The 16,351-nt window shown below is 62.6% G+C and carries 9 protein-coding genes; 4 read left to right on the top strand and 5 right to left on the bottom strand.

The genetic code is table 11. The features are described from left to right. Positions 1 to 28: 28 nt before the first annotated feature. Together ACEPP2_RS08180 and pbpC are read left to right on the top strand one after the other, a co-directional pair. Entirely contained in the window at positions 29 to 5,467 is a 5,439-nt protein-coding gene (locus ACEPP2_RS08180) for an alpha-2-macroglobulin family protein (RefSeq protein ID WP_395516283.1), read from the top strand. A gap of 1 nt (position 5,468) precedes the next feature. Then, positions 5,469 to 7,553 (top strand): penicillin-binding protein 1C, encoded by a 2,085-nt coding sequence (gene pbpC / locus ACEPP2_RS08185; RefSeq protein WP_395516284.1) that lies wholly within the window; start codon positions 5,469 to 5,471, stop codon positions 7,551 to 7,553. Here the strand turns inward: pbpC and ACEPP2_RS08190 are convergent, their stop codons facing one another. The 5 genes from ACEPP2_RS08190 to ACEPP2_RS08210 form a co-directional block, all read right to left on the bottom strand. Next, complete coding sequence (locus ACEPP2_RS08190; protein WP_395516285.1) at positions 7,554 to 8,405, bottom strand: dipeptide ABC transporter ATP-binding protein; 852 nt, start codon at positions 8,403 to 8,405, stop codon at positions 7,554 to 7,556. It abuts the gene before it with no gap. Continuing rightward, a complete protein-coding gene (locus tag ACEPP2_RS08195; RefSeq protein ID WP_395516286.1) occupies positions 8,402 to 9,256 on the bottom strand; it encodes an ABC transporter ATP-binding protein in 855 nt (284 codons plus the stop codon). Before ACEPP2_RS08195 ends, ACEPP2_RS08190 begins: the two co-directional genes overlap by 4 nt. A gap of 2 nt (positions 9,257 to 9,258) precedes the next feature. Next, on the bottom strand, positions 9,259 to 10,182 hold the full coding sequence (locus tag ACEPP2_RS08200) for an ABC transporter permease subunit (protein ID WP_077546970.1): 924 nt from the start codon (positions 10,180 to 10,182) through the stop codon (positions 9,259 to 9,261). A 14-nt stretch (positions 10,183 to 10,196) separates the two neighbouring features. Next, entirely contained in the window at positions 10,197 to 11,201 is a 1,005-nt protein-coding gene (locus ACEPP2_RS08205; protein WP_142586527.1) for an ABC transporter permease subunit, read from the bottom strand. Positions 11,202 to 11,350: 149 nt separating this feature from the next. Next, complete coding sequence (locus tag ACEPP2_RS08210) at positions 11,351 to 12,946, bottom strand: ABC transporter substrate-binding protein (protein ID WP_152341695.1); 1,596 nt, start codon at positions 12,944 to 12,946, stop codon at positions 11,351 to 11,353. Positions 12,947 to 13,421: 475 nt separating this feature from the next. On the opposite strand from ACEPP2_RS08210, the gene ACEPP2_RS08215 reads away from it, so the two are divergent. Both ACEPP2_RS08215 and ACEPP2_RS08220 read left to right on the top strand, forming a co-directional pair. Next, positions 13,422 to 14,855 carry an amidohydrolase gene (locus tag ACEPP2_RS08215; RefSeq protein ID WP_395516287.1) on the top strand — a complete coding sequence of 478 codons (1,434 nt, stop codon included), beginning with the start codon at positions 13,422 to 13,424 and terminating at the stop codon, positions 14,853 to 14,855. An 87-nt stretch (positions 14,856 to 14,942) separates the two neighbouring features. Next, positions 14,943 to 16,301 (top strand): aspartate aminotransferase family protein, encoded by a 1,359-nt coding sequence (locus ACEPP2_RS08220; protein ID WP_395516288.1) that lies wholly within the window; start codon positions 14,943 to 14,945, stop codon positions 16,299 to 16,301. Positions 16,302 to 16,351 lie beyond the last annotated feature (50 nt).

The following is a 16,351-nucleotide window of genomic DNA, read 5'->3' on the forward strand; positions in this document are numbered from 1 at the left end:
CCCACGATAGCAGCGTTCGGGGGACATGATGTCTAAGCGCGCAATAGTCGATATCTCTGCATTTGTCTTCACCATTCTTGCTCTGGCAGCGCCTCTCCAGGCGGCGGAGCGGCGCCTGGAGATTACGCCGGACGGGGATTATTTCGGCTTCGACCTCCGCACGGTCCAGAACGTCTCGCAGGCCCAGTGCGAGGCGGCCTGCATCGGCGACAAGGCCTGCAAGGCGTTCACCTACAATGTCAGGGCGCAGTGGTGCTTCCTCAAGTCGGACTTCGACCAACTCAACAGCTTTCCGGGGGCAGTCGCCGGCAAGATCGTCGAGGCGGATGCAGAGCCCGATATCGGCGCTCCGATCCGGCTTGGCTTCCTGTCCGACGATCTGTTGCGCGAGGCGCGTGAATACAAGTCCGATCTCGCGCTGGGGGAAAATCAGCAGGGTTATGGCGCAGAAGAATTGAAGGCTATCGCGCAGAACGAGCTTCTCGGCGGCAATATCGACAATGCGCTCTATAACTTCAAAGGCGCCTTGTCTCTTATGCCAGAAGACGGTGCTCTCTGGACGGCAACGTCGCGGGCGGCGGGGACGGCAGTCGGCAACTACGCGATGGCCAGCGAGGCGGTGCTGGCCGCGATCAACGGCTACCAGCTCAGCAGGACGGCGCAGGCCCGTGCGGACGCGTTGGCCGTACTTGCCGCCGCGCTCGAGCGGCAGCAGAACTACCGCCCTGCCCTTACCGCCTACAGGGAGAGCCTGGCGCTGGTGCGATCGCAGACTGTTCAGGCTGCCTATGATGATCTGCGCGAGCGGCAGGGGTTCCGGGTGGTCGGGAATACCATCGATACCGACAGCGCCAGCCCGCGTGCTTGCGTTCAATTCTCAGAACCGCTCCTGAAAGCAGCCGACTATGCGCCGTTCGTCGTCGTCGACGGCAGGGCTCCGGCGGCTCTGGAAGCAAGCGACAATCAGATCTGCGTCGAGGGACTGACCCACGGGCAGAAGTTCGCGCTCTCACTCCGCCGCGGCCTGCCGTCTTCCGTGGACGAGGACCTGCAGCAGCAGGTTGATCTTGAGCTTTACGTGAAGGACCGTTCGCCGGCTGTCCGCTTCACCGGCGACGCCTTCGTCCTGCCGTCCACTGCGCGGCGCGGCATCCCGATCGTCTCGGTCAATACGGACCAGGCGGAACTCAAGCTCTACCGTGTCGGCGATAGAAACCTCGTGTCGCTGATGACCAATTCGCAATTCCTTACCCAGATGGACGGTTACAGCGCCTCCCGGATTGAGCAGGAAAGCGGAGAGCTCGTCTGGGAGGGCTCGATCGAGATGGGTCAGGATCTCAACAAGGAGGTCGTCACCAGCTTCCCCGTGGATGAGGCGCTACCGGCACGCAAGCCCGGCGTCTATATGCTGACCGCGGAAGCGGCCAATGCTCCGAGCCAGGAATGGAACAGCAAGGCGACCCAATGGTTTGTCGTTTCCGACATCGGGCTTTCTACCTATGCCGGAACCGACGGCCTTCATGTCTTTACCCGATCGCTGGCATCCGCGAAGCCGTTGCAGGGCATCGAGCTCCAGTTGCTGGCCAAGAATAACGACGTGCTCGGAACCGTGACGACCGATGCGGATGGACGCGCCGTCTTCACCGCGGGGCTGATCCGCGGGACGGCGTCAACGGCGCCGGCGATGGTCACTGCGCGGAAGGGGGATTCGGACTATGTCTTCCTCGACATGACGCGAGCCGGCTTCGACCTCTCCGATCGCGGCGTCACCGGAAGACCGGCCCCGGGTGCTATCGATCTCATTCTCTGGACAGAGCGCGGCATCTATCGACCGGGCGAGACCGTCCATGCAGCGGCGCTTGCCCGGGATGTCGATGCCAATGCCATAGAACGACTGCCGCTGACCTTCGTTTTCCTGCGCCCCGATGGGGTAGAGGACCGGCGGGAGGTCAGGGAGGGTGAGCTCGGCGGCTATGCGCTAGACCTGCCGCTGCTGGAGACTGCCATGCGCGGCACCTGGACGATTCAGGTCTTCACCGATCCCAAGGGCTCGCCCATTGCCGAGAAATCCTTTCTTGTCGATGATTTTGTTCCGGATCGGATCGAGTTCGATATCACCAGTACCGCAAGCGAAGTGGATCCGGGGAGTGCGGTGCCTGTCGCGATCGACGGCCGTTACCTCTACGGCGCACCGGCTTCAGGGCTTTCGCTCGAGGGAGAGGTCGTGCTGAGACCGAGCCGCGAACGGGAAGCCTATCCGGGATACCAGTTCGGCCTGACCGACGAGGAGGCGAGCGAAACCCTTCGCCTGCCGCTCGACGGGCTTCCCGACCTGGATGAGGACGGGAAGGCGACCGTCGATGTCCCTGTCGAGGAGGCTCCGGCGACAACGCAGCTCGTTGTGGCCGATATCATCATTCGCATGCAGGAGGCCGGAGGTCGCGCGGTCGAGAGGAAACTGACCTTGCCGGTCAAGCCGGATGGCCCGCGGATCGGCATAAAGCCCGAGTTCACTGGTGACCTTCCCGAAAATGCAGTCGCCAACTTTCATCTGATCGGCATTAATCAGGATGGTCAGCGACTTCCGCTCCAGGGACTTGGCTGGAAGCTGCTGAAGGTGGAGCAGGAATACCAATGGTATAGGGAGGGATCTGCCTGGCGCTTTGAGCCCGTCACCCGCACCAGCCAGGTCTCCGACGGTCGGGTGGACCTGGAACAAGAAGGCGCTCGGATCTCCATGCCTGTTACGTGGGGACGCTACAGGCTGGAGGTGGAAGGCAGCGAAATCGGCGCTGCCTCGGGTGTGGAGTTCGACGCGGGCTGGTTCGTCTCGGCAACATCGACCGAGACTCCGGACGCTCTCGAGATCGCGCTCGACAAGCAAAGCTATGCGGTGGGAGATACCGCCAGACTCAAGATCGCGTCCCGCCATGCCGGGGAGTTGCTCGTCGTCGCAGGGTCGGAAGAGCTCATCTCCGTGCAGACCGAGAGCTTGGCAGCAGGCGGGGGCGAGGTGGAGATTCCCGTTACCGCCGATTGGGGCGCCGGTGCCTATGTGACCGCGACTTTGTTCCGCCCTGCCGACAGTCAGGAGAGCCGGATGCCGATGCGGGCGATCGGTGTCAGCTGGCTGAAGGTCGATCCACAGGACCGCGACCTGGAGATCGTCCTCGACGCGCCCGATCAGACGCTGCCGCGGCAGCCCCTCGACATCTCGCTCCAGATCGCCGGTGCCGCTGTCGGCGAGGAAGCCTATGTCACCGTGGCGGCCGTGGATGTCGGCATCCTCAACCTGACCCGCTACGAACCGCCTGCTCCCGATGACTGGTATTTTGGCCAGCGCCGGCTGGGAATGGAGATTCGCGACATTTACGGTCGGCTCATCGATGGATCGCTCGGTGCTACGGGCCGTATCCGGACAGGAGGCGATGGTGGCAGCATGGCCCTGCAGGGCGAACCACCGACTGAGAAACTGGTGGCGTTTTTCTCCGGACCGGTCCGCGTCGATGGCGAGGGCAGGGCGAATGCCTCGTTCGACATTCCCCAATTCAACGGGACCGCGCGGGTTATGGCGGTTGCCTGGTCCAGGAGTGGCGTGGGTCATGCCGTCAAGGATGTCGTCATTCGCGATCCGGTGGTCGTGACCGCTAGCCTGCCTCGCTTCCTGGCGCCGGGCGACGAGGCAGAGCTGAGGCTTGATTTCGCAAACACGGACGGCGCGCCTGGCCCGTACGAGCTTGCCATCGACACCAATGATGCGATTTCCGTGGACGAGACCCGTCAGAGCCTCACGCTGGACGCAGACGGCAGGACGGACCTCACCATTCCTCTCACCGGTCTGGAGCCGGGAGACGGGCAGGTGACCCTTCGGTTGAGCAATGCCGCAGGCTTGTCGCTGGAGCAGGTTCTTCGCCTGCCGGTCAGGCCTGCGACGCTGCCGATGACCGAGCGCCGAGTGATCGCGCTGGCACCCGGAAACAGCCTGACCGTGAGCGGTGACCTTCTGGCGGACAGCATCCTCCCGAGCGCTTCCGTCAGCCTCAATGTCAGCCGTTCGAGCGCGTTCGACATCCCGGCCCTCATGATGAGCCTTGACCGCTATCCGTATGGCTGCACCGAGCAGACGACGAGCCGTGCCTTGCCGCTTCTCTACCTGAGCGAACTGGCAGTTCGGAATGGCTTGACCGAGGACGGCGAGGTGAAGCAACGGGTGCAGGATGCGATCCGCCGCATCCTCTCCAACCAGTCGTCGTCCGGCAGCTTCGGCCTCTGGGGGCCGGGAGGCGGCGATCTCTGGCTGGATGCCTACGTCACCGATTTCCTCTCCCGGGCAAGGGAGCAGGGCTATGACGTGGCGGAGCGGGCGGTGGTACAGGCACTGGAGAACCTGCAGAACGCTCTTTCCTACACCAACAACGTCCGCGACCAGGGCAACGAGATCGCCTATTCGCTTTACGTCCTCGCACGAAACCGCAAGGCCGCGATCAGCGACCTTCGCTATTACGCCGACACCATGCTCGGCGACTTCCCTACACCGCTCGCCAAGGCGCATATTGCGGCATCACTGGCACTGTACGGGGATGCGCAGCGATCCCGGTCGATCTATGCCGATGCGCTGGGAATGGCAGAGCAGTCGCAGCTCCATCAGGTGAGCCTGGTCCGGTCGGATTACGGCTCCTCCCTGCGGGACGGCGCGGCGGTGCTGGCTCTTGCCGCGGAAAGCAGGCCTGTTCCGCCAATCGTCCCGGCGCTTGCGGACGTCGTCGCACGGGAGTGGGAACAGAAGAGCTACACGAGTACCCAAGAGCAAGCATGGATGCTGCTTGCCGCCCGCGCCTTGCAGACAGGGGACGAGGACATCGACCTCGAAGTGAACGGCGCGTCGCATGCCGGGACATTGATGACGCGCATGGCAGGCGAGGCGGTGCTCGATCACCCGCTGACCGTGACCAACAATGGCGACGAGGCGCTTTCGGCTACCGTCACCACGGTCGCGGCTCCCGCCAGGCCGCTCGCCGCCGGTGGGGAGGGTTTCGTCATCGACAGGAGCTACTACACACTGGACGGGGAACCGGCGAATGTCTCCCAGGCGCGACAGAACGAGCGTTATGTTGCGGTGCTGACAATCACGGAGAGCAATGATTGGCCGTCGCGGATCCTGGTGCAGGACCTGCTGCCGGCGGGGTTCGAGATCGACAATCCCAGCCTGGTTGACAGCGCGCAGCTCGCGAACTTCGACTGGATCGATGAGGTCGAGCCCGCGCATACCGAGTTCCCCAACGACCGGTTTGTCGCCGCCTTAAATCGCAACACAGGCGACAATCGCGATATTACTCTCGCCTATGTTGTTCGTGCCGTGACTCCCGGCACCTATGATCATCCCGCCGCGCAGGTCGAGGACATGTATCGGCCGCAATTCTCCGCCCGCACAGCAGCGGGGCGTATGGAGGTTCTGGCGGCCCGGTGAGATGAACAGGTTCCAAAGGATTGCCGTTGGTCTGGGCATGGTGGTCGCCGCTGCTGCGGCGGCGACGTTCGGGCTCGATGCCGCGGACCGGGCATTCCCACCGCCGCTGGAGCGGGCGCTCGTCGTTTCGCCCGAGGTTGTTGATGCCGAGGGTGCCCTGCTCCGAGCCTTTGCGACAGCCGAAGGGCGTTGGCGGCTCGAAACGAAGATCGAGGATGTCGATCCCCGTTTCTTGAGGATGCTCGTCGCCTACGAGGACAGGCGCTTCTTCGAGCATCGGGGGGTTGATCCTCTTGCCGCCGGACGTGCATTCCTGCAGCTATTGACCAATGGTCGCGTCGTGTCCGGCGCATCAACACTGACGATGCAGGTCGCGCGGCTGACCGAACCGCGCGAGACCCGTTCCCTCTCGGCGAAGCTGCTGCAGGTGGTGCGTGCGGTCCAGCTCGAGCGGCGGCTCACGAAGAATGAAATTCTTGAGCTTTACCTGACCCATGCGCCCTACGGCGGCAACCTGGAGGGCGTGCGGGCAGCAAGCCTCGCCTATTTTGGGAAGGAGCCGAAGCGGCTCACCGTGGCGGAGGCAGCGCTCCTCGTCGCCCTTCCGCAGGCGCCGGAAGGCCGCAGGCCGGATCGGAAGTGGGCGCAAGCAATGGCGGCGCGGGAGCGGGTTCTGGCGCGTTCCGGCGTGGCGGATGTCATAGGCGAAGGCGAATTGCAGCGCGCGACCCGCGATCCTCTGCCCCAACGGCGACGAGAGCTTCCCAGCCATGCGGCGCATCTGGCTGAAGCAGCAATCCGCAACTACCCGACGGTTCAGGAACATAGCACGACGCTGAGAAGAAGCGTGCAGAAGGCACTGGAAGACGTCGCCCGTGAGGCGGCCTCGAAGCTCAGCCCAAAGGTTGCGGTCGCCATGGTCATGGCCGACGCTGCGACGGGCGAGATCATCGGCGAGGTGGGCTCTTCCGACTATTTCGATTCGAGCCGGTCCGGCTGGATCGACATGACCCGGGTGAACCGCTCGCCCGGTTCGACCCTGAAACCCTTCATCTACGGGCTCGCATTTGAGCAGGGTCTGGTTTCACAGGAAACCATCATCGAGGACCGCCCCTCCGATTTCTTCGGATACCGGCCTAAGAACTTCGACATGGGTTATCAGGGCGATGTGACCGTGCGCCAGGCGCTGCAGCTGTCGCTGAATATTCCAGCCGTAAGGCTGCTCGACGTGGTAGGGCCATCCAGGCTGATGTCGCGGTTCCGTCGCGCGGAGGTGCGGACAGTACTGCCGCCGCACGAGGCGCCGGGTCTCGCAATCGGTCTCGGCGGCCTCGGCATCACGCTCGGCGATCTGGTGCAGGCTTATGCGGCCCTTGCCAACCAGGGCGCTCCGGTTCGGCTCGGTAACGGGATCACGGCAGAGCCGGGAGAGCTTGAGCGTGGACCGCTTCTGGAGCCGGCGGCGGCCTGGCATGTAACGGACATCCTGTCCGACATCCTGCCGCCGCTCGGAAGCCCCCGCCTCGGCATCGCCTACAAGACGGGCACGAGCTATGGCTATCGGGATGCCTGGTCGGTCGGCTACGATGGGCGCCACGTCCTCGGCGTCTGGGTTGGCAGGGCGGACAACGGTGCCGTGCCCGGCATTTCCGGATACCAGACGGCGGCGCCCATCCTCTTCGACGCCTTCGCACGATCGGGTGTCGTGCACACGCCGCTGCCTCGGCCGCCTACCGGCGCCACGCGCATCGCCCAAGGCGATCTACCAATAAGCCAGCGCCGCTTCTCCATGACGGCCGGCGGGCTGATTGCCGCGTCGGCCGGCGCGCCGGCACCGCAGATCGTCTACCCGCCGGAAGGCGCGAAGGTCGACCTCGGTGTGACGTCGCAAGCCGGCGAAATGCCGCTGGCGCTCAAGCTTCAGGGAGGCAAGGCGCCTTTTCGCTGGCTGGCGAACGGCAGGCCGCTGGAGGGCCTTTCCTATCGCCGTACCAGCGAGTGGAGGCCGGATGGTGCCGGCTATGCCACGCTGACGGTGATCGACGCTGCCGGGCGTGCCGCCAGCGTCAGGATCTTCGTGGAGTGATCAGGCCGCAGTCACCGCCTTCTTAAGTGCGACACGGGCACGAATGGAGTCCACATCGGCTCGTGGCGTCGCCGCAAACAGGGTTCGGGTGTATTCGTGCTTCGGATCGGAGAACACCGCGTCGCGGGTGCCATACTCAACCGCCTCGCCGAAATACATTACCATGACCTCGTCGGCGATGTAGCGGACGACGGAGAGGTCGTGGCTGATGAAGACATAGGTCAGCCCGAACTCGTCCTGCAGGTCCGCAAGAAGGTTCAGAACCTGCGCCTGGACCGAAAGATCGAGAGCAGATACCGGCTCGTCGAGCACCAGCAGCTTCGGGTTCAGCATCAGGGCCCGTGCAATGGCAATACGCTGCCGCTGACCGCCCGAAAACATGTGGGGGTAGCGGTTGTAATGCTCCGGCCCTAGCCCGACCTTCACCAGCATCTGGGTGGCGCGGTCACGCCGCTCCTCCGCGGACATCTTGGTGTTGATCAGCAGCGGCTCGCCCAGGACGTCGCCGATCTTCTGGCGCGGGTTCAGCGACCCATAGGGGTTCTGAAAGACGATCTGCACCTTCTGGCGCATTTCGGCGGTCAGCTGGCCTGGACGCGTGTCGATCTTCTTGCCGTCGATGATGAGGTCCCCGGCCGTCGGTTCGTCGATGAAGGTCAGCATGCGGGCAAGCGTTGACTTGCCGCAGCCGGACTCGCCGACGATGGCCAGCGTCTTGCCGCGTTCCAGCTTGAATGAAACACCCTTGACGGCATGGACGATCTTCTTCGGCTTGAAGAGACCACCCGGAAGCTCGTAGTCACGCTTGATATCGCGAACCTCGAGCATGATGTCGTTCGATGCTTCAGTCATGCGCGTGTCTCCACGGATTCCGGCGTGCCGTCGAAGAATTCGGAGACCGTTGTCAGACGGTCGCCGGTGGCGTTTTCCGGAAGGGCGGCGAGGAGCGCCCGGGTATAGTTGCTCTTGGGGTTTTCAAAGAGGGAGAGGACATCGGCCTCCTCCATCTTCTTGCCCTTGTACTGCACGACCACGCGATCGGCCGTTTCGGCGACCACGCCCATGTCATGGGTAATCATGATGAGGCCCATGCCGTTCTTTGCCTGCAGCGACATCAGGAGATCCAGGATCTGTTTCTGGATCGTCACGTCAAGCGCAGTGGTCGGCTCGTCAGCAATCAGCAGCTTCGGATCGCAGGCGATGGCAATGGCGATCATGACGCGCTGGCACTGGCCACCGGACATCTGGTGCGGGAAGTGGTTGAGCCGGTCCTCCGGATTGGGAAGACCCACCTGCCGGAACAGCTCGATCGCCCGCTCGCGGCGTGCCTTCTTGTCCAGCCCGAGATGGATACGCAGCACTTCCTCGATCTGGAAGCCGACCGTGAAGCAGGGGTTCAGACTTGCGATGGGCTCCTGGAAGATCATCGAGATGTCCTTGCCGATCAGTTTGCGGCGCTCGGCCGCGCTGATGTTCTGGATATCCCTACCTTCGAAGAGCATCCGGTCGGCTGTGATCTTTGCCGTCCAGGGCAGAAGGCCCATGACAGCAAGCATGGCGACCGATTTCCCGGAGCCGGATTCACCCACGATCGCCAGAACTTCCCCCTTCTCGACGGAGATGGAGACGCCGTCGACGGCGCGGAACCAGCCGGAGGCCGTTTCGAATTCGACTATGAGGTTGTCGATTTGAAGCAGCGCCATGATCAAGACCTCTTCAGTTTCGGGTCAAGCGCGTCCCGCAAACCGTCACCCATCAGGTTGATGGCCAAGACGGTGATGAGGATCGCCAGGCCCGGGAAGGTAACGACCCACCAGGCGCGGAGAATGAACTCACGCGCTTCGGCAAGCATCGTGCCCCATTCCGGTGCCGGCGGCTGTGCGCCCATGCCGAGGAAGCCGAGGGCTGCCGCGTCGAGGATGGCGTTCGAGAAGGAGAGCGTCGCCTGCACGATGAGCGGTGCCGTGCAGTTCGGCAGGATCGTGCGGAACATCAGGCGCAACGGACCGGCGCCGGCGAGGCGCGATGCCGTTACATAGTCGCGTGTCTTTTCCGTCATCACGGCAGCGCGCGTCAGGCGGACAAAGTGCGGCTGCAGCACGAGGGCAATGGCGATCATGCCATTGATCAGCCCAGGCCCAAGGATCGCCACCAGCACAAGGGCAAGCAGCAGCGACGGGAAGGCGAGGATGATGTCCATCAGCCTCATGATCACGGTATCGACCCAACCGCGATAGTATCCCGCGATGACGCCGATCAGGATGCCGCTCGTCAGCGACAGCGTCGTCACGAATACGCCGATGAAGAGCGAGTATTGCGAACCGTAGATCAGGCGCGAAAGGATGTCGCGGCCGACCGGGTCGGTTCCGAGAAGATAGCTCATATTGCCACCCTCCAGCCATGCCGGGGGAAGCAGAACGGCGTCGCGATACTGCTGGAAGGGCGAATGCGGTGCAATCAGCGGTGCGAAGATCGCAGTCAGCACAAGCGCCACGAAGACGAAAAGACCAATCACCGCGCCGCGGTTTTCGGAGAAGTAGAACCAGAATTCCTTCAGCATCTTGCGGCGCAGCGCCGCGCTCGAAATGACTTCCGGGGAGTTGTCGATGTCATTGATGGTATCGGCCATGGGATTTTCTCCTTCTAGTGCCGGATACGGGGGTTGATCAGGCCGTAGAGCAGATCAACGATCAGGTTGACGAACATGATGATCGCGGCGATCAGCAGCAGGCCGCCTTGGATGACCGGGTAGTCGCGCCGGAAGACGCTGTCGACCATCCACTTGCCGATACCCGGCCAGGAGAAGATCGTTTCGGTCAGGATGGCACCTGCAAGCATGACGCCGATCTGCAGACCGATTGTGGTGATGACCGGGATCATCGCGTTGCGAAGCGCATGAATGCCGACGACGCGGAATGGCGACAGGCCCTTGGCACGTGCCGTGCGTACATAATCTTCCGAGAGGACTTCGAGCATTGCCGACCGGGTCTGGCGGGCGATGACCGCGAGCGGGATGGTTGCCAGCACGATCGACGGCAGAGCCAGGTGGCTCAGCGCCGACATGAAGGCGCCCTTCTGGCCGGACAAGAGCGAGTCGATCAGCATGAAGCCCGTGACCTGCGGGAAGAAGTACATCAGCGAGATGCGACCCGAGACCGGGGTCCACTGCAGGATGCCGGAGAACAGGATGATCAGCAGAAGTCCCCACCAGAAGATCGGCATCGAATAGCCGACTAGGGCGATTCCCATCAGCGACTGGTCAAAGAAGGAGCCCCGCTTGATGGCAGCAATCACGCCAGCAGGGATGCCGATAATGACAGCCAGGAAGATTGCGCAGAGCGACAATTCTACGGTGGCCGGGAAAAGCGCCAGGAACTGGTCGAGGATCGGTGTCTTGGAGACGATGGAGGAGCCGAAGTCGCCGGTTACGACGCCGCCAAGATAATCCAGGTACTGAACGACCAGCGGCCGGTCCATGCCGAGCTGGGCGCTGATCTGCGCGTGCCGCTCCGGCGACATGACGCGTTCGCCGGAGAGAAGTGCGACGGGATCGCCCGGCAACAGCCGGATAAACGAGAATGCAATGATCGAGACCCCGATAAAGGTCGGGATCAGAACGGCGATACGCCGCAGGAGAAAGCCGAACATCAGGAAACCTTCTGTGTCTTGAGCCGCGTCAGGTATCGAACCCCGCACGTGGCGCTTGAAGTGGTTTCACTTCATTTTTTTGGCGCTCATAAAGCAAATGCCGCGGGAAACGCAACGCATCCCGCGGCAGATTCATCAATTACGCGCGATTACTCGGCGATATCGACGTTTTCGAAGGTGAAATCGCCGAGCGGGCTCTGTACGAAGCCGGAGACTTCCTTGCGCATCGGAACGATCGACAGCGAATGGTCGATGGTCGCCCACGGAGCCTCACGCTTGAAGACGACCTGAGCCTCTTCGTAGAGCTTCGTCCGCTCAGCCTGGTCGGAGGTGACCTTGGCCTTCTTCACCAGCGCGTCGAACTCCTCGTTGCACCACTGGGCACGGTTGTTGCCGCCGACGGCATTGCAGCCGAGCAGGGTGTCGAGGAAGTTGTCCGGGTCGCCATTGTCGCCGGTCCAGCCGAGCATGACGGCGCCGTCACGATCCTTCGCCTTGGACCGGTCGAGATACTCGGCCCACTCGTAGGAAACGATCTCGACGTTGACGCCGATCTTGGCGAAGTCGTCCTGGATGATTTCGGCGGCGCGCCGTGCATTCAGCATGTACGGACGCGATACCGGCATTGCCCAGATCTTCATGGAGAGGTTTTCTACACCTGCATCCTGAAGCATCTTCTTGGCGGCTTCGATGTCGTAGGTGTCATCTTCGATTGCGTCGTTATAGGACCACATGGTCGGCGGGATGGGATTCTTGGCGGGGGTCGCCATGCCCTGGAAGACGGCATCGACGATCGCTTCCTTGTTGATCGCCTTGTTGAGTGCCTTGCGTACTTCGACCTTGTCGAACGGAGCCTGGGTCGTGTTGTAGGCGAGGTAGGCAACGTTCAGGCCTTCCTGTTCGAGAACGGTGAGGTTCTCGTCAGCCTTCATCGACTCCACGTCGGCTGCGTTCGGGAACGGCATCAGGTGGCATTCGCCGGCCTTCACCTTCTGGTAGCGAACTGCGGCATCGGTGGTGATTGCGAAGACGAGGTCGTCGATCTTCGGTGCGCCACCCCAGTAGTCGGCGTTCTTCTTGTAGCGGATGACCGCATCCTGCTGGTAGCCGACGAAGGAGAACGGGCCGGTGCCGACGGGCATCTGGTTCAGCTGTTCCTTCTTGCCTTCGGCTTCCAGCTTGTCGGCATATTCCTTGGACGCGATCGACGCGAACGGCATTGCCAGGTTTGCGAGGAACGGTGCTTCCGGACGGTTGAGCGTGATCTTGACGGTCAGGTCGTCAACCTTCTCGATCGACTTGATCAGTTCCGGGAAGCCCATGCCGGCGGCATATTCCCAGGAGGTGCCAGCGACGTACTGGTTCCACGGATGGTCCGCCTTGAGCTGGCGCTCAAGCGAGAAGATGACGTCGTCCGCATTGAACTCGCGGCTCGGCGTAAAGAATTCGGTCGTGTGGAACTTGACGCCCGGACGCAGCTTGAACGTGTAGACCGTGCCGTCTTCGCTGACTTCGTAGCTTTCGGCGAGACCGGGTTCAGCCTCGGTCGTGCCGGGCTTGAATTCCATCAGGCGGCTGTAGATCGGATGAGCCGAGGCATCGAAGGTCGTGCCGGCGGTGTACATGCCCGGGTCGAAGCCTTCCGGCGAGCCTTCGGAGCAGTATACGAAGGTCTTTGCGCTGGCGGCGCTGGCGAAGAAGGTCGCCGAAAGCAGTGCTGCAGCAAGTGTGATCTTGTGTTTCACGGGTATTCTCCCAGTTCTTGTGGCCGGCAAGGCGCCGGATCCGATTGAGACGTGGTGTCGATGCGCTTTTCGCATCCTGTCAGTCTTTTTTGCTTCACCTCCTGCCGACCCGGATTCCCAACCCGGTCGACGATCAAGCTTTACCCCTTTTGGCTCGCAGCCGGATGACCGGCCTACGCTCCTGCCTGTCGCGCCCGCGAATCTGTTTCCCGGGCGCCCCGTCCGGACTTCGAAGAACAATCTGCCTCGAATGCTCCGCAATTAGACACGTTTTGCCACCATTTGTGGCATCCTTGGAAAATTGCGGCCGGACTGTGGCGCGGGAGCATAGCGAATACCTCGTGCTTGTCGAGATGCTTTGAGCTTGGAGCAATTCGATGTGAATAGCGGGCATCTTCGGCCGCTGCATTTGCGGCCGTCCCGGAATACCGGTACCGTCCGCACCCGTCGGGCACTGCAGCAGGGGCGAAGCCGAATGAACTACATCACGCCGAATTATCCGGTCATCTGGGACATGGTGGATCAGAAAAGGCAGTCCTTCATCGACCTCAGCGATCGCGTGTGGACGACGCCGGAGACCTGCTACATGGAGACGGAGTCGGCTGCCGCTCATCGCGACATGCTCGAGAAGCAGGGCTTCCGGATCAGGGAGAATGTTGCCGGCATTCCGACAGCGTTGATCGGCGAAGCCGGCGAAGGCGGCCCGGTCATCGCTTTCCTCGGCGAATATGATGCACTGGCGGGCCTCAGCCAGAAGGCAGGCCTCACCTTGCACGACCCGATTGTGACCGGTGGCAACGGCCATGGCTGCGGCCACAACCTACTCGGATCAGCTTCCCTTCTCGCGGCCACGGCGCTGAAGGACTGGCTGCAACAGACCGGGACCCCGGGCCGCGTTCGCTACTACGGTTGCCCGGCCGAGGAAGGTGGAGCCGCCAAGGCCTTCATGGTCAGATCGGGTGCTTTCGAGGACGTGGATGTCGCCATCAGCTGGCATCCCAGCAATTTCGCGGGCGTGCAGCGGGAGACATCGCTGGCCAACTGCAGGATCGATTTCGAATTCTTTGGCCGCGCGGCACATGCCGCCGCCGTGCCGGAGCTCGGTCGCAGTGCGCTGGATGCGGTGGAACTCATGAATGTCGGCGTCAACTACATGCGCGAGCACATGCCGTCCGACTATCGCATCCATTACGCGATCCTCGATGCTGGCGGCATCTCGCCCAACGTCGTCCAGGCTTATGCAAAGGCTCGCTATGTGGTGCGGGCAACGGAGCTCGGCGGGCTCCTGACCTTGATAGAGCGGGTCAAAAAGGTTGCAGAAGGGGCCGCGCTGATGACCGAGACGCGGATGGAAAGCACCATCCTCGCCGGCGTCTCGAACATCATCGTCAACACGCCGTTGATGGACGCGATGCAGGGCATCTGGGAAAGCCTCGGACCGCCCACATTCGACAGCGACGACATTGCGTTCGCCGAGAAGATCCGGACGACATTGACGCCTGAGGACATCGCCGCGAGCTGGAGCCAGGAGCGGCTCGACCCGCGCGATATCCCGCTCGCCGACTTCATCCTGCCCCCGCACAACGAGATCCGGCAGATGGGGGGATCCACGGATGTGGGCGACGTCAGCTGGGTCGTCCCGACCGTTCAGGCCTACGGTCCCACTCTGGCGGTCGGGACCCAGCTTCATACCTGGCAGGTCGTCGCCCAAGGTCAGAGCGCCCTGGCGCACAAGGGCATGGTTGCGACCGCGAAGGTCATGGCGGCGACCGGCCTTGCCGCGCTGGAGAATGCCGATCTGCGCGACGCCGCCTGGGCCGACCTTCGCCGCCGTCGCAAGGGCCAGGCTTATGTCAGCCCGATACCGGACGGCGCAGCGCCGCCCGTTGCCGCCATGACTGCCAGGTAGATCTGAGACATCATGTGCCGTTTTCGCTGCTGACGCGAGTCCGGCTTGGCGATATGAGTGGGGCGTGATTTCGCCAAGGAGACGATCGTGACCGTTCAGCCCAATTCCGTGGAAGCCCGCGACCAGGCCTACCAGTTGCATTCCTATACCAATGCACGGGCTCTGGAGCGTGATGGCGCGCTCGTCATCGACAGGGGCGAAGGCGTCTATGTCTACGACAACAGCGGCAAGCGCTACATCGAGGCGATGTCCGGGCTCTGGAGCGTCGCCGTGGGCTTCGGGGAGCAGCGGTTGGTTAACGCCGCCGTGCGGCAGATGTCGATCCTGCCCTATTATCACACCTTCACGGGTCGCACCCATGGACCATCCGTCGACCTTGCGGAAAAGCTGATCCAGATGGCCCCGGTTCCGATGTCGAAGGTGTACTTCACCAATTCCGGCTCGGAAGCCAACGACACGGCCATGAAGATGGTCTGGTACCGGTCGAATGCCCTTGGCAAGCCGGAGAAGAAGAAGATCATTTCCCGGGTCAAGGGCTATCACGGGGTCACGATCGCCAGCGCCAGCCTGACCGGCCTTCCCAACAATCATCGGTCCTTCGATCTGCCGCTCTCCAATATTCTGCACACGACCTGCCCGCATTATCGCGTCTTCGCGCAGGAGGGAGAGACGGAAGAGGAATTCGTCGCGCGATGCGCTGGAGATCTGGAGGACCTGATCCTCAAGGAAGGCCCCGAGACCGTGGCCGCTTTCATCGGCGAACCGGTCATGGGCGCCGGCGGCGTCATCGTGCCGCCTCCAGGATATTGGGATGCCATACAGGTGGTCCTCCGCAAGTACGACATCCTGCTGATCGCCGACGAGGTGATCTGCGGCTTCGGGCGGACCGGCGAAATGTTTGGCACCACGACCTTCGGCTTGCAGCCCGACATCATCACCGTATCGAAACAGCTGTCTTCGTCCTACCAGCCCATCTCTGCCTTGCTCATCAACGAACGGGTCTATGCGCCGCTGGCTGACGAGTCGGCGAAGATCGGAACATTCGGGCATGGCTTCACCGCGAGCGGCCATCCGGTCGCAGCCGCCGTCGCGCTGGAGAACCTCGCAATCATCGAGGAGCGCGACCTGGTCGGCAATGTGCGAGAACTCAGCCCGCTGTTCATGAAGCGCCTGAAGGCAATGGAAGCCCATCCGCTTGCGGTGGAGGCGCGGGGCGTCGGGCTGATCGGTGCACTGGAGCTCCATTCAAGGGACGGTTTTGCGGCCGGGCAGTTGGGCCCGAAGTTCGCGGCCCTCATGCTGGACAAGGGCGTGATCGGCCGGGCGATCGGGGACAGTATCGCGCTCTGCCCGCCATTGATCGTCGACGAGCAGCAAATCAACACCATCTTCGATACCTTTGAAGCCTCCCTGGATGCATTCGCGAAGGAGATCGGCGCTGATTGATAAAAGCCGTAACCGGCATCGCGCGGTCGCTGATTGCGGGGGGCGAAGAG

It is taken from the genome of Pseudorhizobium flavum (assembly GCF_044142885.1).
Classification (GTDB): domain Bacteria; phylum Pseudomonadota; class Alphaproteobacteria; order Rhizobiales; family Rhizobiaceae; genus Neorhizobium; species Neorhizobium flavum.